This is a genomic window from Methylobacterium sp. Leaf469, from assembly GCF_001424745.1.
In the GTDB taxonomy this organism is placed as follows: domain Bacteria; phylum Pseudomonadota; class Alphaproteobacteria; order Rhizobiales; family Beijerinckiaceae; genus Methylobacterium.
Map to the genome: position 1 here is coordinate 475,358 of NZ_LMRE01000023.1, position 26,200 is coordinate 501,557.

32 protein-coding genes are annotated in these 26,200 nt (G+C 69.2%); 24 read left to right on the top strand and 8 right to left on the bottom strand.

Annotated elements, in window-relative coordinates; all coding sequences use genetic code 11:
* Positions 1–72: 72 nt before the first annotated feature.
* The 8 genes from ASG60_RS13485 to ASG60_RS13525 all read left to right on the top strand — a co-directional run bounded on the left by ASG60_RS13485 (position 73) and on the right by ASG60_RS13525 (position 7,052).
* The gene (locus ASG60_RS13485) at positions 73–411 is read left to right on the top strand and encodes a carboxymuconolactone decarboxylase family protein (protein WP_056385989.1); all 339 of its coding nucleotides are present in this window, start codon (positions 73–75) and stop codon (positions 409–411) included.
* Positions 412–568: 157 nt separating this feature from the next.
* On the top strand, positions 569–1,054 hold the full coding sequence (locus ASG60_RS13490; protein ID WP_056385990.1) for a copper chaperone PCu(A)C: 486 nt from the start codon (positions 569–571) through the stop codon (positions 1,052–1,054).
* 52 nt (positions 1,055–1,106) lie between these two features.
* Entirely contained in the window at positions 1,107–1,760 is a 654-nt protein-coding gene (locus ASG60_RS13495) for an SCO family protein (protein WP_056385992.1), read from the top strand.
* Positions 1,761–2,404: 644 nt separating this feature from the next.
* Positions 2,405–4,558, top strand: a complete 2,154-nt coding sequence (locus tag ASG60_RS13505) for a TonB-dependent siderophore receptor (RefSeq protein WP_056385995.1) — start codon at positions 2,405–2,407, stop codon at positions 4,556–4,558.
* Between the two features lie 9 nt (positions 4,559–4,567).
* A complete protein-coding gene (locus tag ASG60_RS13510) occupies positions 4,568–5,410 on the top strand; it encodes a DJ-1/PfpI family protein (protein WP_056386000.1) in 843 nt (280 codons plus the stop codon).
* A gap of 374 nt (positions 5,411–5,784) precedes the next feature.
* Positions 5,785–5,985 (top strand): hypothetical protein, encoded by a 201-nt coding sequence (locus tag ASG60_RS13515; RefSeq protein ID WP_056386003.1) that lies wholly within the window; start codon positions 5,785–5,787, stop codon positions 5,983–5,985.
* A 132-nt stretch (positions 5,986–6,117) separates the two neighbouring features.
* Positions 6,118–6,507, top strand: a complete 390-nt coding sequence (locus ASG60_RS13520) for a hypothetical protein (RefSeq protein WP_056386005.1) — start codon at positions 6,118–6,120, stop codon at positions 6,505–6,507.
* A gap of 236 nt (positions 6,508–6,743) precedes the next feature.
* Positions 6,744–7,052: a hypothetical protein gene (locus ASG60_RS13525; RefSeq protein WP_056386008.1), complete on the top strand. Its 309-nt coding sequence runs from the start codon at positions 6,744–6,746 to the stop codon at positions 7,050–7,052.
* Positions 7,053–7,127: 75 nt separating this feature from the next.
* Here ASG60_RS13525 and ASG60_RS13530 read toward each other — a convergent pair whose 3' ends face one another.
* A complete protein-coding gene (locus tag ASG60_RS13530; protein WP_056386009.1) occupies positions 7,128–7,976 on the bottom strand; it encodes a hypothetical protein in 849 nt (282 codons plus the stop codon).
* 98 nt (positions 7,977–8,074) lie between these two features.
* On the bottom strand, positions 8,075–8,836 hold the full coding sequence (locus tag ASG60_RS13535) for a hypothetical protein (RefSeq protein ID WP_156398897.1): 762 nt from the start codon (positions 8,834–8,836) through the stop codon (positions 8,075–8,077).
* Positions 8,837–9,029: 193 nt separating this feature from the next.
* Here ASG60_RS13535 and ASG60_RS13540 point away from each other — a divergent pair, with 193 nt between their 5' ends.
* The 9 genes from ASG60_RS13540 (at position 9,030) to ASG60_RS13580 (ending at position 13,912) form a co-directional block, all read left to right on the top strand.
* Entirely contained in the window at positions 9,030–9,293 is a 264-nt protein-coding gene (locus ASG60_RS13540) for a hypothetical protein (RefSeq protein WP_056386013.1), read from the top strand.
* A 56-nt stretch (positions 9,294–9,349) separates the two neighbouring features.
* The gene (locus ASG60_RS13545; protein ID WP_056386015.1) at positions 9,350–11,158 is read left to right on the top strand and encodes a ParB N-terminal domain-containing protein; all 1,809 of its coding nucleotides are present in this window, start codon (positions 9,350–9,352) and stop codon (positions 11,156–11,158) included.
* Positions 11,159–11,216: 58 nt separating this feature from the next.
* Entirely contained in the window at positions 11,217–11,615 is a 399-nt protein-coding gene (locus ASG60_RS13550) for a hypothetical protein (protein WP_056386017.1), read from the top strand.
* Between the two features lie 173 nt (positions 11,616–11,788).
* Positions 11,789–11,968: a hypothetical protein gene (locus ASG60_RS13555; protein ID WP_156398898.1), complete on the top strand. Its 180-nt coding sequence runs from the start codon at positions 11,789–11,791 to the stop codon at positions 11,966–11,968.
* 104 nt (positions 11,969–12,072) lie between these two features.
* Positions 12,073–12,384, top strand: coding sequence for a hypothetical protein (locus ASG60_RS13560; protein WP_056386021.1), 312 nt, complete (start codon positions 12,073–12,075; stop codon positions 12,382–12,384).
* A gap of 113 nt (positions 12,385–12,497) precedes the next feature.
* Complete coding sequence (locus tag ASG60_RS13565) at positions 12,498–12,704, top strand: hypothetical protein (protein WP_056386023.1); 207 nt, start codon at positions 12,498–12,500, stop codon at positions 12,702–12,704.
* A 102-nt stretch (positions 12,705–12,806) separates the two neighbouring features.
* Positions 12,807–13,178, top strand: a complete 372-nt coding sequence (locus ASG60_RS13570) for a hypothetical protein (protein ID WP_056386025.1) — start codon at positions 12,807–12,809, stop codon at positions 13,176–13,178.
* Between the two features lie 37 nt (positions 13,179–13,215).
* Positions 13,216–13,443, top strand: coding sequence for a hypothetical protein (locus tag ASG60_RS13575; protein ID WP_056386026.1), 228 nt, complete (start codon positions 13,216–13,218; stop codon positions 13,441–13,443).
* Between the two features lies 1 nt (position 13,444).
* Positions 13,445–13,912: a hypothetical protein gene (locus tag ASG60_RS13580; RefSeq protein ID WP_056386028.1), complete on the top strand. Its 468-nt coding sequence runs from the start codon at positions 13,445–13,447 to the stop codon at positions 13,910–13,912.
* On the opposite strand, the gene ASG60_RS13585 is transcribed toward ASG60_RS13580, so the two are convergent.
* From ASG60_RS13585 to ASG60_RS13600, 4 genes are all read right to left on the bottom strand, one after another.
* On the bottom strand, positions 13,909–14,337 hold the full coding sequence (locus ASG60_RS13585; RefSeq protein ID WP_056386030.1) for a hypothetical protein: 429 nt from the start codon (positions 14,335–14,337) through the stop codon (positions 13,909–13,911). The two genes, ASG60_RS13580 and ASG60_RS13585, sit on opposite strands and share 4 nt — an antisense overlap.
* An 89-nt stretch (positions 14,338–14,426) precedes the next feature.
* Entirely contained in the window at positions 14,427–14,975 is a 549-nt protein-coding gene (locus ASG60_RS13590; RefSeq protein ID WP_056386032.1) for a hypothetical protein, read from the bottom strand.
* Positions 14,976–15,009: 34 nt separating this feature from the next.
* Positions 15,010–15,591 (bottom strand): metallophosphoesterase, encoded by a 582-nt coding sequence (locus tag ASG60_RS13595; RefSeq protein WP_056386034.1) that lies wholly within the window; start codon positions 15,589–15,591, stop codon positions 15,010–15,012.
* A 180-nt stretch (positions 15,592–15,771) separates the two neighbouring features.
* Entirely contained in the window at positions 15,772–16,089 is a 318-nt protein-coding gene (locus ASG60_RS13600) for a hypothetical protein (protein ID WP_056386036.1), read from the bottom strand.
* Between the two features lie 50 nt (positions 16,090–16,139).
* On the opposite strand from ASG60_RS13600, the gene ASG60_RS13605 reads away from it, so the two are divergent.
* Positions 16,140–17,417, top strand: coding sequence for a site-specific integrase (locus ASG60_RS13605; RefSeq protein ID WP_244476659.1), 1,278 nt, complete (start codon positions 16,140–16,142; stop codon positions 17,415–17,417).
* A 358-nt stretch (positions 17,418–17,775) separates the two neighbouring features.
* Here the strand turns inward: ASG60_RS13605 and ASG60_RS13615 are convergent, their stop codons facing one another.
* Positions 17,776–18,669, bottom strand: a complete 894-nt coding sequence (locus tag ASG60_RS13615; RefSeq protein ID WP_056386040.1) for a LysR family transcriptional regulator — start codon at positions 18,667–18,669, stop codon at positions 17,776–17,778.
* 134 nt (positions 18,670–18,803) lie between these two features.
* Between ASG60_RS13615 and ASG60_RS13620 the strand changes: the two genes are divergently transcribed.
* The 6 genes from ASG60_RS13620 (at position 18,804) to ASG60_RS13645 (ending at position 24,861) form a co-directional block, all read left to right on the top strand.
* Positions 18,804–19,199, top strand: a complete 396-nt coding sequence (locus tag ASG60_RS13620; protein ID WP_056266273.1) for a cupin domain-containing protein — start codon at positions 18,804–18,806, stop codon at positions 19,197–19,199.
* Positions 19,200–19,308: 109 nt separating this feature from the next.
* Positions 19,309–20,520, top strand: coding sequence for an MFS transporter (locus ASG60_RS13625; RefSeq protein WP_056362234.1), 1,212 nt, complete (start codon positions 19,309–19,311; stop codon positions 20,518–20,520).
* Between the two features lie 190 nt (positions 20,521–20,710).
* Positions 20,711–21,064 (top strand): cyclophilin-like fold protein, encoded by a 354-nt coding sequence (locus ASG60_RS13630; RefSeq protein WP_056266283.1) that lies wholly within the window; start codon positions 20,711–20,713, stop codon positions 21,062–21,064.
* The gene (locus ASG60_RS13635; RefSeq protein ID WP_056266270.1) at positions 21,061–22,107 is read left to right on the top strand and encodes an SMP-30/gluconolactonase/LRE family protein; all 1,047 of its coding nucleotides are present in this window, start codon (positions 21,061–21,063) and stop codon (positions 22,105–22,107) included. The genes ASG60_RS13630 and ASG60_RS13635 overlap by 4 nt, the downstream gene beginning before the upstream one ends.
* Before the next feature lie 35 nt (positions 22,108–22,142).
* The gene (locus tag ASG60_RS13640) at positions 22,143–24,563 is read left to right on the top strand and encodes a membrane-bound PQQ-dependent dehydrogenase, glucose/quinate/shikimate family (protein WP_056386042.1); all 2,421 of its coding nucleotides are present in this window, start codon (positions 22,143–22,145) and stop codon (positions 24,561–24,563) included.
* 46 nt (positions 24,564–24,609) lie between these two features.
* Entirely contained in the window at positions 24,610–24,861 is a 252-nt protein-coding gene (locus tag ASG60_RS13645) for an SDR family oxidoreductase (protein ID WP_056305396.1), read from the top strand.
* Here the strand turns inward: ASG60_RS13645 and ASG60_RS13650 are convergent.
* On the bottom strand, positions 24,846–25,766 hold the full coding sequence (locus ASG60_RS13650; RefSeq protein WP_056386044.1) for a LysR family transcriptional regulator: 921 nt from the start codon (positions 25,764–25,766) through the stop codon (positions 24,846–24,848). The two genes, ASG60_RS13645 and ASG60_RS13650, sit on opposite strands and share 16 nt — an antisense overlap.
* Between the last annotated feature and the right edge of the window lie 434 nt (positions 25,767–26,200).

Genomic DNA, 26,200 nt, shown 5'->3' on the forward strand with positions numbered 1-26,200 from the left:
GAAGGTAGGCGCCACGATCCGCGCTTACCGAGGAATGGCTCCCGAGAGAGCCGCAGTTGGAGGAGATCCGAGATGGAAAACTGGAATGGCTACCGTGGTGAGTTAATGTCTACCCTGGGCCAGATGGGTCAGATCAGCCCCGAGCTCCTGAGCGCACACGATAAGCTGGCCTCGGCCAAGCCGAAGGAGCCCCAACTCGACGCCAAGACGCGGGAATTGATCGCCCTTGCCGTGGCGGTGACGACCCGGTGCGATGGTTGCATCGCCTTCCATACCGACGCCGCGCGCAAGGCAGGCGCAAGCAAGGAGGAGATGGTCGAGGCATTGGGTGTCGCGGTGGCCTTGAATGCGGGCGCGGCGCTCGTCTACAGCGCGCGGGCCTTTGACGCCTTCACACGCGATGCAGGCTAAGTATCCAGGCTGATAAAAGGCAGAAACACGCCCGCCTCGGACGATGAGCAGAACGTCGGCCGGACACCATGGCAGGAGCCGACGGGTTCACTGCCGGCGGTCCGGCCGTAGCAGCCGTCGTATCACTCCATCCACCGCCACAGCGGGAACATCGATCATGAGCAAGCTCACCGTCTTCGTCTGTGCTTCGGCCCTCGCCGTCGCGTCCGCCAGCATCGCTCTCGCGCACGATTACAAGGCGGGAATGCTCAAGATCGGGCATCCCTGGGCCCGTGCGACGCCCAACGGCGCGCAGGTCGGCGGTGGATACCTTACAGTCGAGAACACCGGCACCGAGGCCGACAAGCTCGTCGGAGGAACCCTTACCGGGGCCGGACGCGTCGAGGTGCATCAGATGTCGATGGAAGGAAGCGTGATGAAGATGGCCCCGGTCGAGGGCGGCCTCGTCATCAAGCCGCGGGAGATCGTGACCCTCAAGCCCGGCGGGTATCACCTGATGTTCCTCGACCTGAAGGGGCAGATCAAGAAGGGCGAGATGCTGAAGGGCAGCCTGGAGTTCGAGAAGGCGGGCAAGGTCGAGGTCGAGTTCAAGGTCGAGGCGATTGCGGCGAAAAAGTCGGAAAGCGGACACGATCACCATTGAGACCGTCGCGTGCGTGTGACGGTCCGGGACCCGGGTGAGGGCGACTTTCCACATGGCCACGAACGACCCTGACACGCCCGCCAGTCGGTGGAGATCCATCGCCTCGGCGGTTGCGGGCGCCCTGATCGTCCTGGGCCTTGTCGGCGCAGCATGGACGATCCTGTCGGATACCGGGTCGAGGAACGCGGCGTCGTCCCGTATCGGCGGCCCATTCCGCCTGCAGTCATCCGCCGGTGGGATCCTCGATTCCGACATTCTCCTGGGCAAGCCGTTCCTCGTGACCTTCGGCTTCACGCGGTGTCCGAGCACCTGCCCGACGACGCTGGCCGAACTAACCAGCCTGATCGACACCCTGAAGGCAGAGGGCAAGTCCATCGATGCCTTCTTCGTCACCGTGGATCCGGAGCGGGATACCGCCGCGACCATGCGCGAATACCTGACGTCCTTCAGCGACCGGATCACGGGGTTGACCGGCACGGTCGATGAGATCGCCCAGGTCGGGCGTCTCTATCGAGCCTTCGTCCAGAAAGTGCCGACGGGGCCCGGCGATTACACCTTCGAGCATACGACGTCCGTCTACCTCATGGATGCGGACGGGCGATTGGTGGTGCCCCTCGACCTGGACAATGCCTACGAGCGGGGCGTGGCCGAAGTCCGCCGTGTCCTAAATCAGCGGTCTCCGACAAGCTCTACCGACGCCCGTTAATGCTTGTCACTCACGGCTTCATCATCGAATCGAGGAACAGTCGTAGCATCCCGGTCCATCGGGTCGCGCCTGATATTTTGGCTTTGGGACACCGGAGCTGGATGCGGGTGTGGGATCCCTGTTGTTGTCGGGTCCTGAGCCCACGAGCTTTTCGCCACACTCGCCTGAAACCCATGACATGCGGCATCGACTCGATTGACGGGTTCTCAAGCGCGACCGTACGAAAGGTCATGCGCTTGCGATTGCCAGGTTGGGCCGCCTGCCGCGTGGTCATCGTCGTGGCCGCGCTGTATGCGCTCGCGCTTCAGGCATTCCTCGGCGGAGCGAGCTTCGCGGCCTCCGGCGGTCCCACCCACATCATCTGCGCCCCAGGGTCGACGAGCGTGGAGGAGCCCACCAAGTCTCCCCCGCTTCACAAGCATCTCGATTGCTGCCTGGTGGCACATGCGCTGGGGGCGCCGGTCGTTCCGCCCGCCATCTCGGCGTCGATCACGTGGCCCGTCCGGAAGGCCACCACCGTCGTTTGGCGGTTCGAGGTCACCGCCTACCCCAGAGCACCGCCCGGAGTCAGCGCAAGCGCCCGTGCCCCTCCTATCGTCTGATCGATCGCCTTTTCCCGATCCTTCAGACCATAGGCCCATGCCATGTTTCGTATCCCTCGGGGCGAGCTTCTCGCCGCCCTGTTGCTGATCTTGCTCGCCACCACCTCCGTCTTCGCCCAAACCGCCGGCACCGGGGTCACCCTGCCGGAACTCACCGTGGAGGGAGGCGGCTCGTCCGCCGGACCGGGGGTACGCCAGACCACGGCCGGCCCCGTGCAGGGCTATCGCGCCCTGACCTCGGTCTCGGCCACGAAGACCGGCACCCCGATCCAGGAAACGCCCCAGTCGGTCCAGGTCATCACCCGCGACCTGATCCAGGACCAGCAGAGCCTCACCGTCTCGGAGACGCTCCAGAACGTTTCCGGCGTCACGGGACCGAACCCGCTGGCCTTCAACCAATTCTATACGCTCGTGCGGGGCTTCCCGGCCGAGACCTTCATCGACGGCCTCTCGACCTACTTCCAGCCCGGCGCACGCGACCTCCTCAACAACGTCGAGCGCATCGAGGTGCTGAAGGGCCCTACCGGCATCCTCTACGCCGGCGGCTCGGCCCCCATTGGCGGCATCATCAACCTCGTCTCCAAGCTGCCCGTCTTCGCGACCTTCACCGAGATCGGCATCACCGGCGGTAGCCGGGGCTTCGTCAGCCCGTACTTCGACATCAACCGGCCGCTGACCGGGGACGGCACGGTGCTGTTCCGTATGACGGGCCAGTTCCAGCGCGACGTGCCCTCCATCGATTTCGTCGAAACCCGCAGCCTCGCCCTCAACCCGACCGTGACCTTCACCAACAACGCCGGCACGTCGCTGACCCTGCAGGGCTTCTACTCGCGCCGGACCCAGCCCGACTATGCCGGCCTGCCTGCGGTCGGCACCGTCGACACCTCCGCCTTCAGCATCCGGCGCTCCCTGTTCCCGGCCTCGACCACGGTGCCGGACACGTCTACCGTCTTCTATGGCGTCACCGCACGCTTCGACCACGTCTTCAACGACGTATGGTCGACCTTCACGAGCGTCCGTTTCAGCCGTTCGCTGCTCAACCAGCAGGACCAGTTCGTCATCGGGAACAGGCCCGACGTGCCGCCGTCGAGCTTCTTCCTGTCCAATGCCATCGTGGGCGGGAACATCTCGGAGATCTCGATCAATCCGAATCTCAAGGCGAACTTCGACCTCGGGCCGACGCGCAACGTCCTCCTGCTGTCGGCCGACTACGACAGGGTCAAGGACAGGGAGTTCGTGAGCAACTTCGATCTGATCGGCCCCGTGGACTTCCGTGCTCCGGTTTTCCCGGACTACGTCGAGCCGACCTCGCGCGCGGGGACGCCGAGCAACGCCTACATCAACGCCGGGCTCGCGGTTCAGCTTCAGACGACCCTGTGGGAGCGCATCCACCTGCTTGCCGGGGTGCGCGGGGCCTATGTCGAGCTCGACGGGCTCGACAGGCTGACCGGAACCCGCTCAAGCGTTCAGGCAATCCGGCCGGTGCCGAAGGCGGGCGCCATCGTCGACGTGTACAAGGACGCTGGTGGCAACGTCGTCTCGCTGTTCGCCGACTACAGCGAGGGCATCCGCGCGGTGCCGTTCCTCTCGACCTCGACCCCCAAGCCCGAGACCTCACAGCAGGTCGAGGGCGGCCTCAAGGTCGCTCTCGCCTCCGGACTGTCGGGCACGCTCGCGGCCTTCGAGCTCACCCGCCAGAACGTGGCGACTGGCGATCCGAACAACCCGTTCCGGCAGGTGCAGGTCGGCGAGCAGCGCTCGCGCGGGGTCGAGCTCGACCTGCTCTGGCAGCCCACGCCGAACTGGCAGATCCTGGGCACCTACGCCCACATCGATGCGACCGTCACGAAGGACAACACCTTTGCCGTCGGTTCGCAGCTGATGGCGGTGCCGGCCGATTCCGGTCGGGTATGGGCCAACTACAAGTTCCCGGAGGGCGCGCTCCGCGGGGTCTCGCTCGGCGCCGGGCTCTACGCCGCCGCGCGGCAGGCGATCACGCTGGACAATTCCTTCTACACCCCGGCGTTCGTGACGCTCGACGCCAAGGCGTCCTACACCGTCGACGGGTGGACCTACTCCCTGGTCGGCAAGAACCTCGCCGACGCGCTCTACTTCGAACCCTACCTGTTCTTCGATGGCCGGGTGCGCCCGTCCAACCGCCGTTCCATCTACGCGACCGCCTCGGTCCGGTTCTGAGAGGGCTCCATGTTCGACCGTCGCGACTTCACCCGCCTCGCCGCCGCCGCCCTCGCCGGCATCCCGTTCCAGCGGTCCTCCGCCCATGCGGGGGATGCGCCAACCAAGGACCTCCCCGCGCCAAGCCATGGCGGGGACATGGCCGGCTACGATCCGAACGTGCATTGGATGGGCGACGAGCGGATCGCGATGCTAATGTACCCCGGCATGACCGTCTTGGACCTCATCGGTCCCCAGAGCATGTTCGCCGCGATGATGGGCGCCAGGATCCATCTCGTCGCCAAGACGCTCGACCCGGTCACTAGCGATGCCGGCGTGACCATCACGCCCGACGCCACCTTCGAGACCTGCCCGCGCGACCTCACCGTGCTGTTCGCGCCCGGCGGAACGGATGGAACGATCAAGGCCGCCACCGATCACGCGACCCTCGCCTTCATGGCGGATCGGGGAAGCCGGGCGACGTACGTCACCAGCGTGTGCTCGGGCTCGCTGATCCTCGGCGCGGCAGGCCTGCTGAAGGGCTTCCGGGCCACCTCGCACTGGTCGTGCCGGGACGCGCTGGCCGGGTTCGGCGCGATACCGACAGACGCCCGCGTCGTCCGAGACCGCAACCGGATCACCGGCGCGGGCGTGACCGCCGGCCTCGACTTCGGTCTCACCATGGTCGCGGAGATGCGCGACCGGACCTATGCCGAATGCTGCCAGCTCATGAGCGAGTACGACCCCGATCCGCCCTTCAAGGCAGGCTCAATGAAGACCGCCCCGCCGGAGGTGAGAGAGCCGATGGTGAAGATGGTCGCCGGCTTCAGACAGGCCGCCGAGGCACTGGCGGCGGGTAGCGGATTGCGTTGAGAAATACCGGCCGCCCCTATGGGGAGAAGCGCGACTGCCACATATGCCTTCACTCTCCGACAGGTACCCCCGCTGAAACGACAACTATCGCCATGTGGAGCACAAAATAACGATTATCGTTAAACGAAGCAAATAGATTGTTCTTTGCAGTTATTACAATTTTATAATGAAGAATGCCCACCGGCCGGGTAAGGACCAGTTATGTTATCAACTGCGGTGCGGTTCTATGTCCGCTTTCGGGCGGCGCTCGTGGCAACCTCTACGACCGGGTCGGGTCGGGACCTGTCTGTCCGCTTATCAAGAGAGTCGGGTGAAAACCTGTCGGTATGCTGGCGTGAAGCGAAGCCCGGAAACTGACATTTGCGCGGTTCGCCATGGCCGGGGCCCCCGGCGAGGCCATGGAGCGCGACGCCGAACGGTGTCCCTCGCTCCGCCGGTATCCCGTGGGGATAGCCAGCCCGAAGGTCCGGACAGCCCTGAGGGCGGGCGACATCTCCGGCTGGGACCTGGACCGGCAGCTCGCCGTCGCCGCCAGCTTGGACCTGCCGGCCCGCATCACCCTGGAGCCAGCCTGACGTCGGCCCGTTCCGGGCGCACGTGCGCCCGCTGTGCGCCCTCCAAATCGCGACGCGTCACGCGAACTCGTGACGCGTCGTTGTCCCTTGCGTGCCCGTCCGGCAATCTGCCTTTTCAGAAGGAGATCCCCCGTGCGCACGATGACCCGATCCTTGTCCGAATCCGCCCGCGCGAACCGGCATCGCCACCTGGCCAAGACCCGGAAGCAGTCCGAGCGCGAGCGGAGGCGCGCAGCCGGGCAACCGGATCTCAACACCATCGATCGGGCAATCGTAGAGGCGGTCCGGTCGCACATCCTGCGGGATCGCGAGGTGCCGCCCATGCAGCGCCTGATCCGTGTCGAAGCTCTCGTCACCACGATCGGCCTGCACCTTCGCCAGCGCGTCCACGCCGCCCACGACGCAGGTGCGGAGCCCGTGAGATACACGACGGAGGGCGTTGCGGCGGCGATCCAGTGCCGGCTGTTCCAGCCACCCGCGCGGCCTGGGAAGCCCGCCCCGAAACCCGTCGATGGGGCCTAGGCCAAAGCACGGGATCGGCGATTCATTACGCCGGACAGCCGTTACGAAGTCTAGGAGTAACGGTAGGACAGGTCCTCGGGCAAAAACCGCTCCGAGGACCCCGCTGTTTTCGCGCTTGGACAGGTCACGCGTTAACGTCCGGCCAGGGATAGCCTCCGAAACCCAGCGCCGCCCCGTTGACCGGGGAGTCCGGCCAGGCCCATCTTGGCTCCACACCCCGCCGAGGAGCCCGCCCGATGAGCCACATGTCCCACATCAGCATGGAAGCTTCTGGCTGCCTCGCTCAGGGCATGGCGCTCGGTGTGATGGCGGTCGACACGTTCGGCCGGGAGATCCGACGGGACCGGGAAGCCAACCTCTCCTCGGTTGAGAAGCTCGCCTTCCGCCTCCGTGAAGCCCGCCGGGACCAGCGTGCTGCCCTCGATCGGGCCGCCCAAGCCGAGCAGGCACTCGCCGCCGTCATGGCAGAGAACGCCGTCCTCAAGTCGACCCTCCGGCGCGAGCAAGCCCTCACCGCGGGCCTCCGGGAAGTCCTTGGCGTCTGACGGTAGGGGCAGCCGAAACGAAGAAGGCCCGCCGGGGTGATCCGGCGGGCCTTCTTCCGTTCAAGGATGGGTCGATCAGTGCTTCCAGCCGCGGGTTTGGTAGGCGTCCTCATCGGCGTCCATCGAAGGCCCCCCGGCTCCGCGGGCCCGCATCGCGGCGATCTCACCGAGCATGTCGCGCTCGTTCTTCTTGGCGGCGGCGACGAGGGCCTTGATGTCGAGTGGCCTGTGGACTTGGGCTTCCTCGGCCGGCGTCAGCTGCCGGACGGGCGGGAGGAGCTCGGACCGGCTCCGGCCGGAGACGTGGGCCTCGATTCCCCAGATCTCCATGTCAAGCAGGACGGCGAGCTGACGCCTGTCGAGCTCGTCGAGCCATGCGACGACAGAGCGAGGAAGGTCGTCCGTGTGGAGGTAAGGGTGCGCGCCGTTCTCGATCCTGTTGGACGCCGCCATCTGGACGCTCTGACCCAGTATCGCCGTCCGGATCAGGTTGGCGGGAGCGCGGGACGGCGCGGAAGGGGCGACGTCGTCGTGCGAGACGGCGGCGTCGGCGAAGGCACGGGCCGAGACCGGGGCGGTGGGAAGGAGGGCGCCGAGCGTCGAGCCAATCCCGCCGGCGACGAGATCGACCGCCCGGGCCGGCCCCTCAAGGCCCTTGCCGGCGGCGACGAGAGCGTGGTCGGCGACCGTGCGGGCGACACCGGCAGCCTTGCGGACGGCCGCGACGTCGCGCTTCAGGTCCGCCCACGTGCCCCCGAAGATGAAGCGGAACATCGCTGCGATCATGGCCGCCATCGCGGCCGCGAATGCGGCGAGGGCGGACCGGGCCTTGGCGGCCGCGGCGGGGTCGAGGCCCGTGGCGGACGTCCGGGCGGACAGGGCGGCGGCGGAGGCGCTGGAGGAGAGCTTGGTCTTGATGGCCATGACGGTGTTCCCTGTTTCCTGGTGAGGCGCTCCCGACACCCGCCGGTGCGCCTCCAGAACCATGCCTCCGCGACATGCATAGAACCACGCGTGACGCGTCACGCTTCGCCGAACAGCCGTTCCCGCAGGTCCTCGGGCAGCTGAGCCCGGTGCGGAAAGATGATGCGTCGGGCGTGCCTGGCCTGCAGCGGCGTCAACGAATCGGCGGCGCTGAGCCGGTGCCCGGGCGCCGACGCTACGGCACTCCATCCCATGCCGTTCCGCTCCTGGCACCGGTCCCCGTCCATCGCCGTCAGGTGCCGGCATGCGGCAAGGACGGCCGCCCTTAGCTCGTCGTCCTCCATGGCGGAGAGGTCCTCGGCGTTGGCAGGGCCGGCCAATCGGGCGTCGACAGCCCGAACGTTGGCGAGCGCCTCGGCAAGGAGGGCCCGGGCGAAGAGGGCTTGCCCCGGGGTGAGGGCGGCGACCTGCGCGAACCCGCGCGCGATGTGGCTCTTCGCCCGGAACGCCCAGGCCGATTCGGCGAGCGCGTTGGCCAAGTCGGCCTGCAGGGTGGCGAGGTCCTCCGCGCCGATGGGACGGCGTGCGACCTCGCGGGCCTCCTGCAGGGCGAGCTCGTCGCGGGCGAGCTTCTCGTACGTGGCCAGTCTCTGCGCCAGGACGGCCTCGCCGGGGCCCCGGGCGAGGTCCCAGAGGACGAGCGCCCCGACGGCTTCGAGGCCGACCTTCGCCAGGCCCGGGCGAGCCCAGAAGACGGCGCAATCGTAGAGGGCGGTGCGCCTGGCGGACCACCGGTCGCCACCGGCGGGGATCCACGACAGGTCGAGGAAGGAGGGCGGGGACGTGATCCCCGTGGGCACGGCAAGATCCGGCGAACTGATCCTTTGAAGCATGTATTCGTCTTTTCTTTAACAGTGATACTGAAACGCCTTTCGGTATCATAAGGCTATGACCCCCGAAGAAATCTTCGCCTACGCAGATATTCGCACTTGATTATCCGAAAACAAGGGGCAAAATAGGAGACAATTACTCATCGAAATTCAGGAGCGCCCCATGGGGGACGAGAGCGAGCCCCCGTTGCTGGGCGTGCCGGCGCGCGTGCTGACGGACGACGAGGTCGTGACGCTGCTGCGCCGGGGCGTCGTCGAGGCCGGATCCAAAGTCGCGTTCGCCAGGGCGAAGGGCGTCAACGAGACCGACCTCGGGCAGGCCCTCCGCGGCCGGAAGGCGCCGACGTCCGGCCTGTGCCGCTCCGTCGGGGTCGAGCGAGCCCTCGTGCTGAGGCACGCCCCGGTCGCGGCGGAGCCTCCCGACTGACCGGGGCGGCCTTCCGCGTCGACTCCTTCCCCCCTCCTTCAGTGTGGTGCTGCATCATGAAGACCTCGATCTCCCTCGACCTCCTCCGCCACGGCCACGACGCCTCCGCCCCGGAGGGTGTCGCCAACGTCCGCGTCGCCGGGCGCCTGGACGGCCTGGATGAGCTGGCCGCCTCCATCGCCAGCCTCGGCTTGCTGCAGCCCCTGATCGTCGTCATGGCGGCGGGTCTGGCTTTCGTGGCCGACGGCAACCGGCGCCTCGCCGCGCTGCTGCGCCTCGCCGCCGCCGGCACGATCCCGGCGGACGCGCTGGTTGACGTCATCGAGCGCGACGCCGCGACCGCCCGCGAGGCCGGGCTCGCCGCGAACCTGAACCAATCGCCCATGCACGAGGCCGACCAGATGCTGGCCTTCGCGCACCTCGCCTCCGGTGGGCTCAAGCCGAAGGAGATTGCGAGCCGATTCGGCGTCTCGGTTCCCCAGGTGAAGAAGCTGACTGCCCTCGGCTCCGTGGCGCCCCGGATCCTCGACGCCTGGCGCTCAGGGAAGCACGGCGTCGGCTTCGACAAGGTGAAGGCGTTCACGCTGGCGCCGTCCGTCGCCGAGCAGGAGCGGGTCTTCGACAAGCTCTCGACGCGTGGCGGCAGCTTCTGGTCCAGCCAGGTCCGGCAGGAGCTTGGGGCCGATCACTCGACGGGGACGATGCTGAAGCGCGTCGGGCTCGACGCCTACAAGGCGGCTGGAGGCCACGTCATCAAGGACCTGTTCGGCGACAGCACGGCCGTCAGCGACCGGACCCTGCTGCAGCGCCTGTCCGACGAGCGCCTAATCGCCCGGCGGGACGAGCTCCGGACGGAGGGTTGGGCGTGGGTCGAGATCGAGTCGGATCTGCCCAACGAAGCCCGCTACTCCTGGTCGACCCTGCACTCGCAGCGCCGCGAGCCGACGGCGGCGGAGGCGGCCCGGCTCCAAGAGATCGAGGCCCTGTTGGAGGCCGAGGACGACGGCTCCATGCCGGACGAGACGATCCAGGCCGCGGTGGCCGAGTCCCGCGCGATCGAGGCGTCCCTCGCAGCGAAGCCCGGGGACGAGGATCGCGCGCGCTCGGGCTGCATCGTGTCCTGGACGTGGGAGGGCGAGATCTCCCTCCGGGAATACGTCCTGCGGCCGGAGGATGTGAAGAAGCCGGCGGACAAGGCCGAGGCCGGGAAGCCGGCGGCGGTCGAGCCGGCGGGCATGTCCGCCGCCCTGCTGGAACGTGTGAGTGAGCAGCTCACCCAGGCTGTGCAAGACGTCATCCCGACGGACGGACGCGTCGCGCTGGCGGCCCTGCTCGCCGGGGCGACGTGCAAAGACAAGTGGTCGGCCCCGGCGAGGGTCAAGCTCGATGGGCTCGGGGGTGAGAAGGAGTCGGTTCGCGACAACGAGGCCTTCGACACCCTCCTGGATCGCTACCTCGCGATGTCCGTCGAGGACCTGCTGTCGGCCGCTGGCAAGGTCCTGGCGCGGAGCCTGGACCTCCGCTCCGCCAAGGCCATCGGCACGGCGGCCCCTGTGGATCGCCGCGGCGTGATGGCCCTCGCCGGTGCCCTCGACCCAGGCGTCCTCGCCGGTCGGCTCGGGGAGCGGTTCGACGCCGAGGCCTACTTCCGTGCCGTTCCCCGGACGGCGGTGTTGGCAGCGATCGAAGAGGCGTGCGGCGCCGAGGCAGCCAACAGGGCGTCGAAGCTGAAGAAGGGTGAGCTCGTGACGCTCGCCGTCGAGACCGTCCTGCCCACCGGCTGGCTCCCCCGCGAGATCCGCTGGCCCGGGTACGCGGGGCCGGGCTCGGACGAGCCGGCGGCTGCCCTTGCCGAGGCCGCCTGACACCTTCCGGGGCGACCATCCCGGCCGTCCCGCCCTCCCTTCCCAGCGAGGCATCCCCATGGACCAGACCACCACCACGCCAGAGACGGCCGTCCCCGCCCTGATCGCCGGCATGCTCGACCACGACAGCCCCCAGGCCCTCGTCGACGCCTACCGCTCGGCCGAGGCGGCCGGCCGCCCTGAGCTCGCCGCGCAGGTCGCCCGGTTCGCGGGGGTTCTCGGGCAGGAGCTGCGGGCCCGCCAGGCGCGAGGCGACGAGGACGTCCGGCACAGCCACGAGAGCTCGCACGACGAGATCTGGGCCGAGCAGGACGAGGCCGGCAACGGGCTCTCTCTTCTCAAGTCCGTCCCCGCGCTGGAAGCCGCGATCGAGGGCCTGGACGAGGAGGAGAAGGCGGCGATTTGGAGCGAGCACGGCCCCTACCGCGACGACCTCGACGACGAGGGGGAGGCCTGAGCCATGCCCCGGGTCTGGCACTGGGACGACGTCGAGGACGTTAGGGACCAAGGTGCGCCCGATCGGACCTTCATCTGCAGCGCATGCCAGGAGGAGCTTGACGAGCACGAGCTCGTCGTCCTGACGCGGCACCCCGAGACGCCCTGCGTCTGCCTCAACTGCGCGTGCGGCTGATGCGGGGCCCCCTCCGCAACGCCATCGAGGCCATCCCCCTGCGGCTCCAGAACTTGGAGCGGCATGGGGATCTCGTCCGGGACGTCATCGAGCCCGGCCGGGTGCCCCGCGTCTATCGGGTCCACATCCTCCGATCGGGCGTCGTGTACGTGCCAGTCGACGTGGTCAGAAAAAGTTGAGCGTGCTCATCAAAAGTTGAGCAAGCCCATTGACGGCTGCACGCCTTGTTCATAAATTGTTGAACAAGGCGTGCCGCCGCCTCATCCCCCAAAGAGCCAACCCGATGCGCCAGACTGACATCGCCGCCGCCAAAGCCCAGGCCGACAGAGACCTGCGCGCCGTGAAGGATGCCGCCGCGTCGCTCTCGGCGTTCCGGTGGTCCGTCGAGCAGGCCCTGCAGAAGCTCGTCAGCCGGGCCGCGACCGCGCGGGCATCGCTCGACGCGTACGCCGACCTCACCGGTTCCGTGGAAGCGCAGGACGCGATCGCGCTCCTGGGTGTGACGGCGGACACCGCCGGCGAGGAGGCCGTCCGGGCCATCCTTCGGGGCATCCCCGAGCAGCTGCCGCAGCGTCCGTGCCCCGTGGCTGCCTGACGTCCCCAACGCCGGGGCCTTCGAGCCCCGACCACCCCTGACCCCATGCGGGATGCCCGATCCACCTCCACCTGCCGGCCCCGGGCACCGGCATCAACTGAAAGGCATCCCAAATGTCAAAGTCTACCAGCCGCAAGACCTTGGAGAACCGGCTCGACCGCCTCGGCGCCACGCTGCACCGGCGCACTGCCGGGTGCAGCGCGCAGTTCGAGGACGGCTCCGTCGCCCCCTGGCACGTCCAGAACGGCACGACCCGGATCGCGTTCTCGAACCTCGCCGACGTCGCCGCCTACATCGACCGCCGCAACGGCGACGTCTGACGCAACCAAGCCGGGGCCTCGCGCCCCGGCCCTTCTCGGGCTCGCCTCCTCCCCGGGGCGGACGCGACAAGGGCCGGATCCCCCGACCCGAAGGAGACGACCATGACGTCCAAGCCCCCCAAGCCCGGCACGTTCGACAGCATCGCCCTCGGTGCCGGTTACGCCGAACCGACGCACCTGACCTCGCCGATCACGTCCCTGTCCACAATGTTCGCCATCCACGGAATGTGGGGTGCCGTCGACCTCGATCAGGGGTCGCTCCAGTCCCTGCGCCACATCCTCCGCCTCGTTTTCGATCCCGCTGTCCGGACGGCCATGGCCGTCGCTGCGGGCGGGGCCGACCACGACGCCGAGCGATCCATCGTCGACCTCTCCATCGCCGACGCCGAGGCGATGTACAGCCGCCTGGCCTCGCTGACGGGCGTGTCGCCGTACGTCCACCCGCACCACGAGCCCGACTTCGCCCGGTCCTGATTCCCGCCCCCTCCCATCCCACCGACACGAGGACGTCATGCTCGAATCCATCCGCCGCCGGGGCGTCATCGCCGAGTACGGCAGCCTCGCCAACTACCGCACCTACGTCGTCGAGGGCCGGTACCAGACCTCGCGCAGCCTGCACCTGTTCACGCCCATGTCGGAGGAGGAAACCCGAGCCCACCACGCCGACCTGCGGCTGCAGATCATGGACTGGGACGCCGACCTCGCATGGGTCGATGCCGCGCTCGCAAAGGAAGCCTGACATGGCCAAGTCGGCATCGATCCGCGGGACGGACAAGGCCCGGCGCGAGCCAAAGATCGACCTGAGCAGGCTCTCGGAGGAGCAGAAGGCCACGCGCATTGCGTTCCTCGATCTGGCCGAGATCGCCTTCGGGAAGGCGTGGCAGACGCCCGTCGCATCGGCGCTCGGCCGGGACAAGGCGCAGGTGGCGGGCTGGATCTCCGGCCGCCGCCCCGTGCCCGTCGACGTCCTCGCGGAGTTGCCGGCACTGGCTCTTCGGTGGGCCGCGAGCCTAGAGCATCGAGCGGAGATGCTCCGGCTCCGGTGGGATCCGGCCCTCGCCGAGCGGCGGATCCAGATCGAGACCGCCGCGGCCGAGGCGGGGTCCCCTCCCGAGCCGCCCCCGGCGCCGAGGACGCCCGAGGAGATCGTCAACTACATCGTGGCGGAGCTCCTCCTCGACGTGCCCATGGACTCCCCCTCGGACTAGACGCCTAGCCCCGTCAGGGCGGCCTCGTCCTCGTCGGGGATGGCGCCCTGCGGCTCGACCGACAGGGGCGCCAGGGTCTCCGGGTTTCGCCCCGCGAGCATGTCGACGATCCACGACAGGGCGTACTCGCACTGGCCGGCCCCATCGCAATGGTCGCGCGTCATGGCCACGACGTGCTCGCCTTCCCGGAGACGGCCCTCCGGATTCCGGGCGATGACCATGCCGTCGTAGGCGTAGTCGTCCGGCCCGAATTGATAGACGAGCGCGAACGGTATGCCGTTCCTTTCGTCGGCCATGTCGAGTGCCTGGAACCTGCGCCGCGGATCCTCGGCCCACAGCCGGAAGGCCTCGCTCGTGCGGGCGAGCTGCCACACGGGATGGACCGCCAGGCGCCTGTGGTCGTCCTCGAACCGTTCGATCCACACGCGGCGCCGAGGCCACCCTTCCGCAGGCATGAAGCGGCGCCGGCCGTGTGCGGTGTGCGAGCAGAATGGGAGGATGGTCCGCCAGGGCATTAGAGCGAGAGGTTCCCGAGGATCTCCTCGTCCTCATCGGGAATGGGGCCTTGAGGCGGCGTCGCCAGCGGCCGCTGAGTCTCGGGGTCTCGCCCTTCCAGGATGTCCACGACGCTGCTGAAAGCGTGGTTTTCCCGGCTGGTGACGAGCACACAGTCAGCCATGATCCCCACGGCGTACATCCCGTAGCCCATCTCTCGTCTCTCCGGGGTGATGGGCCCACGAAAGCCGTCGTTCAAGAACCTATAGATGAGCCCGAAGGCCGGCTCGCCCCGCACGTTCGACATCTCCCACGCCTGGAACCTAACGTCCGGATTCTCGTGGTCCTCCGCCCAGCTCCGGAACTCAGGGCTCAGTCTAGCGGCCTGCCACAGGGGACTGGTCCGGAGCCGGAGGTGGTCGCCATATCGGAACGGGTTGTCCGGACCGACGCGGGGGCCCTGCAGGTCGGTGACCCAGACGCGACGCTCGCTCCATCCCTCGGGCGGCGCGTCGCGTTGCCCGTAGGCGTAGTGGGAGACGTAGGGACGGATCTGGCGCCAGGGCATCCCCCCGCGTAGCAGGCCGCCCTTACCCGACCGTTCACGCCGCCGCTGACATCGCGCTCGCGACGGCGTCCCCGGCCTCGCGGGCGGCCGTCTCGTCGAGGACCTCCTGGATTTCGGAGAGCCTCACCGGGCGGTACCCCCACGAGTCGACGCCGACGTCGAGGCTGCGTGCAGTCCCGGGGAGGCTGCCATGGGAATGCCCGTAGAGGTGGATGTCCCCCCTCCAGACGTTCGGCCACGTCCGATGCCCGTAGTGGCTGAGCCAGACGCCCTGTGCCCTCGGCATGCCGGGGTCCTGCACGTGGATCTGGCAGGCCTGCACGGGCGGGGCGGCCCACGGGAGCCGGAGACCCTGGCCCTCGTGGTTGCCCACGACGAGGTGCTTGCGGCCCCGGAGGCGATCGAAGACGGACCGCGCGTAGCCGTGCCCGCCCCCGTAGGCGAAATCGCCCAGATGCCACACGATGTCCTCGTCCCTCACGCGGTCGTTCCAACGCGAGATCTGCACCTCGTCGTGCTCCTCGATGGAGGCGAACGGGCGCGGGCGATCCATTCTGGGACTGAGGATGCCCTTGTGGCCGAAGTGGGTGTCCGAGGTGAACCAGTGCACGGCCATGGCGGCCTCCGGAATTCATGGGTAAACGCGTGCCGTCGGGGGGCGTCCCGGCGGCTAGTGGCGGCATTCAGGCCGGGCGTTTGCGCAAGCGGAGGGGGTGCTGGTTCATGGTGTCAGCCTCGCCGATCGGCGGCCCCGGGGCAAGGACGGATTCCCGCGAGGGTTGACGATCCCCTGGGCTCATTGCCTGGGCCCAGGGACGGCGAGGGGAACGACGTTTACCCTGAAGGCGGAACCTGCGCCGGTAGCCGTTGACCTCCCCCCGCGGATGGCGAACGCTGCGCCATGCCCGAATACCAGCTCATAGCCGGCGTCCTCTTCGAGGGGCGCCGCGAGATCGCCGAGGCCGCCCACGACGACGCGCCCCTGGATCTGGAGACGGCCGTGTGGCTGCCCCAGCTCTGCGTCCCGGACGACGTGCTCGGGCGGGTGCCCGTGTTCACGGTCGCCGCCCTGCGCGGTGCCATCGAGCGCGGCGAGCTCCGACCGGAACGGCATGGTCGGCTCCTCTACGTCAGCCGCCGAATCGTCATGGAATGGAGAGAGAGATGCCGCGCCGCGCCCTCGGAGCCCGACTCTGGGAAAAGCCCGCCGAATACGCAGAAGACGGTAGCCTCCGGAAGAGGTCGGTCTGGGTCATCCGCGACGGCAAGCTCAACGTCGCCACCGGCTGCCCGGTCGTCCCTGAACTTCCTGACCGAGGCCGCGGCGCGGCTGAGCCGGCGCTCGCCGACTTCCTGACCCGGAAGCACAACCCGGCGAGGGAAGAGGACCGCGCCCTCGGCGAGATCCTCGTGACGGACGTCCTGACGGTCTACGCCGAGGACAAGGCGCCCAAGCACGCCCGGCCCGAAAAGACGGCCGCCCGCCTCTTGCAGCTTGGCACGTGGTGGGAGGGTAAGCGCGTCTCCGAGGTCAACGGCAAGAGCGTCCGGGCCTACGGCACGTGGAGGAAGAAGACGGCGTGGAAGTCGGCGCGCCCCGACAGCACCGGCAAGCGCCCGCGCACGGTCACGGACGCCGGGGTGCGCCGCGAGCTGGAGGACCTGCAGGCGGCGTTGAACCATTACCTTCGCGAGGGCCACATGCGCGCGGTGGTCAAGGTCCCGCTGCCCGAGAAGAGCCTGCCGAAGGAGCGGTACCTGGAGCGGGACGAGGCGGCGCGCCTGCTCCGGACGATGCTCCACATGCCCGAACGCCAGACCGTCCACCGCGGCCCCCGCAAGGGCCAGGTCATCGAGACCGCCAAGCGCCCGGCCCGCCACCTTGCGCGCTTCCTCCTCGTCGGGATCTACACGGGGACTCGGGCGGCGGCGATCTGCGGCGCGGGATTCGCGCCGGCGGAGGGCCGCGGGTGGGTCGACCTCAAGCGCGGGATCTACCACCGCCGGGGGGTCGGGGTCGCCGAGACGAAGAAGCGCCAGCCGCCGGTGCGCCTGCCGAAGCGGCTCCTGGCGCACATCCGCCGCTGGGCCCGGACGCCCCGAAAGGACGGGTCGATGCCGGAGCATGTCGTCGAGTTCCGCGGGCTGCCCGTTGGAGAGGTCAACAAGGGTTTCGCGGCGGTCGTCGCCGCAGCCGGGCTCGGGCCGGACGTCACGCCACACACGCTGCGCCACACCTGCGCGACCTGGATGATGCAGGCAGGCGTCGACCTATGGCAGGCGGCCGCCTTCCTCGGCATGACGGTCGCCATGCTGGAGAAGGTGTACGGACACCACAGGCCGGACTTCCAGGAAGAGGCGGCCGGGGCGCTCGACAAGGGCGGCCGCCGCGTGGTCGAGACGATCGACGTCGAGGACGCCTTCACCCGTCGGGCGGCTTGAACCCGGCGGCCCGGCATGGGACCATCCGGTACGGGCCTCGGTGGGCGCCAGGGCTACGGCCGTGACGTTGACCAGGCGGATGGGTGGATGGGCTCGGGGCAACCCGGGCCCTTCTGCTGTCCGGTCCCCTTTCGTTCTAGGGGGACAACATGGGGACAGAAACGGGGCTGATGGGGGACGATTTAGGGCGATCCGGGAGGGTGTCCCAAGAGCGCGCCCGATGGGGATTTGACGTAGCGCGGACCCGCTCATAACGGTCTGGTTGCAGGTTCGAGTCCTGCCGGGCCCACCACCTTCGTCAGGAGAACCGCAAGGGATCGTGTGCCTTCCGGTTCAACCAATGCCTCTGACTTTCGTCCTAGTCGCCGTACCGAAGGGCCTCCACGAGCACGGCGAGGGCCGGTGTGAGGAGGGGGCGGCTGGCGTGATAGAGGTGATAGCCGGAGAACGGCTCGCACCACGGTGCGAGCACCGGCACCAGGCGTCCCGTCGCGACATGCCCCTGCACCTGATCCTGGGGCAGGTATGCGATGCCAAAACCGTCCAACGCCGCTTCGAGGATAAGCGTGACCGAGTTGAAGACGAGTTGCCCCTCCACCCGCACATGCAGGGCGCGCCCCTCGTTCTCGAACTCCCAGGCGTAGAGCGCCCCCAGGGTCGGCAGCCGTAGGTTGATGCAGGCGTGTTCGGTGAGGTCCTCCGGCCGGCGCGGGGGCGGACGCGTGGCGAAGTAGGCCGGCGCGCCGACCGCGGCCATGCGCATGTCGGGCCCGATCCGGACCGCGGTCATGTCCCGGGCCACCATCCCGCCGAGCCGGATGCCGGCATCGAACCCCTCGGCGACGATGTCGGTCAGGCCGGAATCGATGCTCGTCTCGACCTTGATGTCGGGGTAGACCGGCAGGAGACGCCGGAGGGCCGGCCAGAGGACCGTCTTGGCCGCGTGCTCGTCGGCGGTGATGCGCAGCGTCCCCGCAGGCCGGCCGCGCATCTCGGCCAAGGCGACGAGTCCGGCTTCGATTTCGTCGAAGCGCGGCCCGACGGCCTTCAGGAGGCGCTCGCCGGCCTCCGTCGCCGACACGCTGCGAGTCGTCCGGGCCAGCAACCGGATGCCGAGGCGTGCCTCGAGGGCTCGCACGGTCTGACTGAGCGCCGGCTGCGAAACCCCCAGCTGCGCCGCCGCTTTCGTGAAGCTGCCCAGGCGGGCCACCGCGAGGAAGGCGGTGAGGTCATTCAGGCTTTCCCGCAGCATCCATAAGCCTCGCTCATGACCCCATGTCGGTACGAGCCCCTAATCCGATCCGATCCCGGGGGCTAGTTACGCACACGCCCCGGCTCGGCGTGCTCGCAGCGCATCGGGCCGTCATTCTCGCTGGAGCATGGTTCATGGAGATCAAGCGCGTCGGCTCGCAGCCGTCGGCCAAGGGGCCGGACGCCTGGTTCAGCGGCACCGTCCGCATCGACCCGCTGTTCGGCGCGACGGAGCCGGCCCGCGCGAGCGGTGCTCTGGTGACCTTCGAGCCCGGCGCCCGCACGGCGTGGCACACTCATCCACTCGGCCAGACGCTCATCGTCACGGCGGGTTGCGGGCGGGTCCAGCGCGACGGCGGTCCCATCGAAGACGTCCGCCCCGGCGACGTGGTCTGGTTCCCACCGGGTGAAAAGCACTGGCACGGTGCCGGGCCGACCACCGCCATGAGCCACATGGCCATCCAGGAGGCGCTGAACGGCGGCGCCGTCGATTGGATGGAGAAGGTCTCCGACCGACAATACGGAGCCTGACACCGACGACGCGGACCCTGCCGGAGCTCTCGCGGGCCCGACCCGGGGCGGGGCTGCGCGCGCATGAATCACAGGCGAGCACAAATCACAGGGAAGGGGCGGGATGCCCATGAATCCGAAGGAAGTCTGCATCGAACGTGGATCGCTCGCCCCAGAGACGGGGGTCGGGGCGTCGCGCGGATGGGGTGCGGTGCTCGCCATGACCCTCTGCTCCACGACGCTCGTGGCCTCGGAGTTCATGCCCGTCAGCCTGCTGACGCCCATCGCCGCCGACCTCAACATCACCGAGGGGCACGCGGGGCAGGCCATCGCCGTCTCGGGGCTCTTCGCGCTCCTGACGAGCCTCGTCATCGCGTCCGCCACGCGCGGCATCGACCGCCGTACCGTCCTGGTGGCCCTGACGATCCTGATGATGGGATCGGGGCTGATGGTGGCCCTCGCCCCGAACGCGGCGGTGTTCATGGCCGGACGCGCTCTGGTGGGGGTGGTCATCGGCGGGTTCTGGTCGATGTCCGCCGCCATCGTCATGCGCCTGGTCCCGGCGGAGCAGGTTCCCCGGGGCCTCGGGATGTTGAACGGCGGCAACGCGTTGGCCACCACGGTGGCCGCGCCCCTGGGCAGCTTCCTCGGACACTACATCGGCTGGCGCGGGGCGTTCTTCCTCGTCGTGCCGCTCGGGGCGTTGACGCTCGCCTGGTTCCTCGCGAGCCTTCCGGCGATGCCGTCCGCGCGCACGGCCGGTGGTGGCACGGTGTTCCGGGTCCTTCGGCGCCGCCAAGTCCCCCTCGGAATGCTCGCCATCTCGCTGTTCTTCCTCGGGCAGTTCGCCCTCTACACCTACCTGCGGCCGTTCCTCGAGACGGTGACCAAACTCGACGTCCCGACTTTGTCCCTGATCCTGATGCTCATCGGCGGAGCCGGCGTGCTCGGAACCTACCTCATCGGCTTCCTCCTCCGGTCGCGGCTCCACAGCCTCCTGGTCGCGATGCCCCTCGGGATGGCGGCCATTGCGGTCTCGCTCATGGCGTTGGGCGGCACACCCGTCGCGGTGGCGCTGCTGCTGGCCGCCTGGGGGCTGATCGGCACGGCGGCGCCCGTCGCCTGGTGGACGTGGCTGAGCCGGGTCTTGCCCGACGAAGCCGAGGCCGGTGGCGGGCTCATGGTCGCGGTCGTCCAGCTCGCCATCGCGCTCGGCGCCACCCTGGGCGGCCTTGCCTACGACGCGAGCGGCTACCGCAGCACCTTCGCGGTCAGCGCGGTCGCCCTCGTCGCGTGCGCGGTCGTCGCCATCATGGCTTCGCGGCAGACCTCGCGAGCGTGATCACGATCCCGCCAGCCACATTCCCCGTCCCGGTGACCGATCAAGGACACGATCCATGAAGCACGCACGACACGCCGCGACATCACTGGCGGCGGCAATGGTCCTCGTCCTCGGTGGCGTTGCCGGGCTCCACGGCGAACCGGCCCCGGAGCGGGGCTCCTCCGCATCCCCCGGCAGAAAGACGCCCGCGATGGAAAGTATCCGAATCCGGCTCGCCGGCGAAACCGTCACCGCGACCCTGGAATCCGGCGAGGCCGCCCGGGCCTTCCGGGCGCTCCTGCCCCTCACTCTCAACCTGACCGACTACAACGCCACCGAAAAGATCGGCGACCTGCCCGGGAAGCTCTCGATCCAGGGCGAGCCCGCCGGCATCGACCCGGAGCCGGGCGACATCACCTACTACGCACCCTGGGGCAATCTCGCGATCTTCTACAAGGATTTCGGGTACTCGCGCGGGCTCGTCCGCCTGGGTCGGCTGAGCCGCATCCCCGACGCGTTCCGCCAGCCCGGACCGATCACGGTGACCATCGAGCCGGCCCCATGACAACGCAGCGTCCGAGATTGCGAAGCCTCGCCCGGGCATTCCCGATCCTGGCCTGCCTGACGGCGGGGACGGCCGGCGGGACCTTGGCCCACGCGGCACCCGGCGCGCTCGCCGACGACCTGCGGACCCATGGGCCGGTCCCCATCCCACCGGGGGAACGAGACCTTCAGACCGTGGTCGCGCAGCCCTGGTTCAAGGTCTCGGGCGAAGGGGTTCCCCTGGAAGGACCGTCCTTCGACCGGGCGGGCGACCTGCTGTTCACCGATGCCGGCACCGGCCGCGTTCTCCGCCTCACGCCGGACAGGCGCCTCTCCACGATCGTGCCCGCGAATGCCCTGAACCTCGGCGGGCTCGCGATCCACAAGGACGGGCGCATCTTCGCCGCCGGCACCGGCGGCTTCCGGCATGGCTCCATCGTCTCGGTGCGGGCGGACGGTTCGGATCTGCGAACCATCGTCCCCGCCGAGGCGGGGTACGTGGTCAACGACCTCGTCTTCGACGCGCAGGGCGGCTTCTACTTCACCGACTTCCGGGGCACCTCCACCGACCCGAAGGGCGGTGCCTACTACGTCGCGCCCGACCTCACGACCGTCACGCCGGTCCTGCCGAACCTCGCGCTGGCCAACGGTGTCGCGCTCAGTCCGGACGGCAAGACCCTGTGGGTCACCGAGTTCGGTCGCAACCTCCTGCACAGGGTCGACCTCGCCGACGCGACCACGCCGACGCCGCTCGGCACGACGGTGGCCTACCACTTCACCGGTCCGGCGCCCGACTCGATGCGGGCCGATGCCGACGGAAACCTCTACGTCGCCCTGTACGGCCAGGGCCGCGTGCTCGTGTTCAACCGCAACGGCATCCCCATCGGGCAGGTCCTGCTGCCGGGTCGGGACGAGGGCCACAACCTCCGGTCCACCAGCATGGCGTTGCGGCCCGGCACCGGAGACCTGCTCATCGTCGCCAACGACGGCTCAGGCGGCCGGGGCTCCACGATCTTCGAAGCGCACGCCTTCGCGAAGGCACTGCGCCTCTTCTCGCACCAGTAACGCCCGGCCCAGCTCCGGACAGCGAAAGTCTCGTCATGACACGCATCGATTCGTTGCCCCGCTCCGCCGGGCAGGGCGGCCGCGGGGCGATCTGGACCCGGCGCGCCGTCGCAACACTCCTCTTCCTCGTCGGCCTCGGGCTCGCCACCGGCGGAACGGCGCTCGCCTGGTACGGCGGCTCGCCCTACTACCTCCTGACCGGCTTGGCCGTCGTGGCGAGCGGCACCCTGATCTGGCGGCGCGACGAACGTGGCCTTGCGCTCTACGTCGCGGTGCTGGCCGCGACGACGACGTGGGCGATCTGGGAAGTCGGCTTCGACGCCTGGCAGTTGCTTCCGCGCCTGCTGGCTCCCTTCGTCCTCGGCTTCGCTCTGCTGCTCCCGCCGGTCTTCCGGATCGGTCGGCACGCCTCTTCCGCACGTGCCGCGGCAGGGCCGGCCGTCACCGGCATCATGGCGGCGGCCCTCTTCGTCGGCGGCCTGCTGCATGCGGCCGGCCCCGGCGCGCCGGCCGAGCCCATCCTGCGCCGCGGTATGGCCGACGGCGTTCCGAGTCCCCTGGCGCAGCCGCTCGCGCGGGTGACGCACGAGGATTGGCCGGCCTTCGGCAACGACCAGGGCGGTACGCGCTTCAGCCCGCTCGCCGACCTCACTCCGGCGAATGTCGGCAAGCTCGCGGTGGCGTGGGAGGCCGAGACCGGCCCCGACACGCCCGGCCCGGCGACTGCCCTCGAGGCGACGCCCATCATGGTCGGCGACGCCCTCTACCTCTGCGACGGCCACAACCGCGTCTTCGCCCTGGAAGCCGAGACCGGGCGCGAGCGCTGGCGCCACGACCTCTCCTACGGCGTGCCGCCCTCCGGCAAGCCGTGCCGGGGCGTCGCCCATTATCGCGTGCCGGATGCGAGCGGCCTTTGTGCCGCCCGCATCATCGCAGCCAGCCAGACACCGGAGCTGATCGCCCTCGACGCCGGGACCGGCGCGCCCTGCACCGACTTCGGCAAAGCCGGCCGCGTCGACCTGCGCGAAGGCCTCAGCGCGTATCCGGAAGGCCAGTACTACGTCAGTTCGGCCCCGCAGATCATCCGCGGGAAGGCGGTCGTCGGAGGCGGCATTCCCGACGGCCAGTTCTGGGGCGGCCCCTCCGGCGTGATTCGCGCCTTCGATGCGCGCACCGGCGAACTCGCCTGGGCCTTCGATGCTGGTCAGCCCGACCGGGCCGGCCCACCGCCGCCGGGGGAGACCTACACCCCGTCCTCTCCCAACAGCTGGGCGCCCATCAGTGCCGACGAAGCGCTGGGGCTGGTCTACCTTCCGATGGGCAATGCCACGCCGGACAATTTCGGCGGCCAGCGACGTCCGTTCGACGAGGCGGTCTCCAGCGCCGTCATCGCCCTCGACGCCGAGACGGGCCGCCTGCGCTGGCGCTTCCAGGCGACGCACCACGACATCTGGGACTACGACACCCCCTCGCAGCCGACCCTGCTCGACATGCCGACGGCGAACGGGATTCGGCCGGCCCTGATCCAGCCGACGAAGCGCGGCGAGATCTTCGTGCTCGACCGCGAGACCGGCCAGCCGATCAAGCCCGTCACCGAAGTGTCGGCGCCGCAGGACGGCACCGCCGCCGGCGAACGCCTGGCGCCGACCCAGCCCGCCTCGCTCGATCTACCGGCCCTGCGCGGCGCGACCCTGCGCGAGTCCGACATGTGGGGCGCCACGCCCATCGACCAGATGGTCTGCCGCATCCTGTTCCGCCGGTCGCGCTACGAAGGGCACCTGACCCCGATCACCCTGGACAAGCCGGTCCTCATCGATCCGGGCTCGGTGGGCGGTGTGAACTGGGGCAGCGCCTCCGTCGATATCGACCGCGGGATCATGGTGGCGAACTGGATGCGGTTTCCCGACCGGGTCGAGCTCCTCACCTGCGCCGAGGCGGAGCGGCGCAAGCTCAAGCTCGCCGACGGGAAAGGCCCCGGCGGCGACGCCGACCGGCCGATGCTGAACACGCCCTACGGCGCCTTTGGCGGCCTGTTCATGTCCCCCCTCGGCATTCCCTGCACGGCGCCGCCCTGGGGGTTGATCGCGGCCGTCGACCTGTCGAGCGGCCGCCTGCTGTGGTCGAAGCCCCTCGGGACCGCGCGCGACACCGGCCCCTTCGGCATCCCGTCGATGCTGCCGCTGACCGTTGGGACCCCGGTCTCGGGTGGCTCGGTGGTCACGCGTGGCGGCTTGGTCTTCGTCGGCGCGAGCATGGACCGGACCTTCCGGGCGCTCGACGCGGCAACGGGCCGCGAACTCTGGCAGGCCCGGCTTCCCGGCGGCGGCAACGCCACGCCGATGACCTACCGCAGCCCGGTGAGCGGGCGCCAGTTCGTGGTGGTGGCGGCCGGTGGAAAGCCGCCGCTGGCGATCAGCCTCGGGACCAAGCTGGTCGCCTACGCGCTGCCGCGTTGAGCCTCGTCCTCCTGAAACCCGCCGACGATCCGACCTGGAGTGACCGATGACGCAGACGCATGATTTGACCGGCAAAATCGCCTTCGTCACGGGCGCGACGAGCGGCATCGGCCGCGCCACCGCCCTGGCGTTCGCCCGAGCCGGTGCCGGTGCCGCCGTCGCGGTCGCCGACATCTCCGAGGACGGAGTCCGGGAACCCGAGGAGATCGCGGCTGCCGTGCTCTCCCTTTGCTCGGATCTGGCGGCCTTCGTCGTCGGGCATGCCATGGTGGTCGATGGCGGTCAGACGGTGGGCTGACGTCCACCGCCCGCCCCGCGCTGGCGCAGCGCCTCCACCAGCACCGTGAAGGCGGGGGCGGGCTGACGGCGGCTCGGATAGTAGAGGTGGTACCCCGGGAAGGGCTCGCACCACCCCTCCAGCACCCGGACCAGCCGCCCCTCGGCCAGGTCCCGCTCGACGTGCTCCTCCGGCAGGTAGGCCAACCCGAGCCCGGCGAGCGCGCCTTCCCGGATCAGGCGCAGGCTGGTGAACACGAGCCGGCCTTCGACGCGCACGTCGAGAGCCTCGCCCTTGCGCTCGAATTCCCAGGGGTAGAACCCGCCGCGCGTCGGCCGGCGCAGGTTGATGCACAGGTGTGCCGTGAGGTCCGCCGGATGCCTGGGCTTCCGTCGGCCGGCGAAGTAGCCCGGTGCCCCGACCACGGCCATGCGCATGTCCGGCCCGATCCGCACCGCGACCATGTCCTTCTCGACGTGTTCGCCGATGCGTATGCCCGCATCGAAGCGCTCGGCCACGATATCGATGAGGGCCTGCTCCGTGACGACCTCGACCGTGATGTCGGGGTAACTCGGGAGCAGGCGCGTCAGGACAGGCCACAGAACCGTCGCCGCCGCGTCCTCGCTCGCCGTGATGCGAACGGTGCCGGCCGGCTTGTCCCGCAACTCGGTCAGGGCGGCGAGTTCGACCCGGATCTGCTCGAATTGCGGCCCCACGCTCCGCAACAGACGCTGCCCCGCCTCGGTCGGCGAGACCGCCCGGGTGGAGCGATTCAGTAGCTGCACACCCAGTCGTGCCTCGAGTCCCTTCAGGGCATGGCTCAGGGCCGATTGCGTGATGCCCAGGCGTACCGCGGCGCGGGTGAAGCTGCCCTCCTGCGACACCGTCACGAAGGACAGCAGGTCGGTCAGGTCCGCACGCGCCATCGATGGTCTCCGCGTCGCATGTCCGATGAGCCGGAGAGGCGCCGGGGTGGCGGAACGGCCGAATCCATAAGCTCTGCTCATGACCCTATGTCGATGGACGGCACTAATCAACGAGGTCGGAAACCCTACCTTGGATTTGATCAAATGTGCCCGCTCGCCCTGGGCATCCCACCCTCGATGGGCGGCCGTCGCGCCGTCCCCCTGCAGCCCGTTCGGAGACCGAGATGGGAAGTCCTTCAGATTACGCGTTGAACCGGAGAGATCTGATGGCGGGCGCATCCGCCACCGCGGCCCTGGTGGCCTTGCCCTCTACGGCGGGCGCCGCACCCGCTGGCGCCGACAAGCCCGTTCTGGCGAAGGTGTCGCTGACGGTGAACGGCCAGCGCCGGGACCTCGAACTCGACACCCGCACCTCGCTACTCGACGCGGCGCGC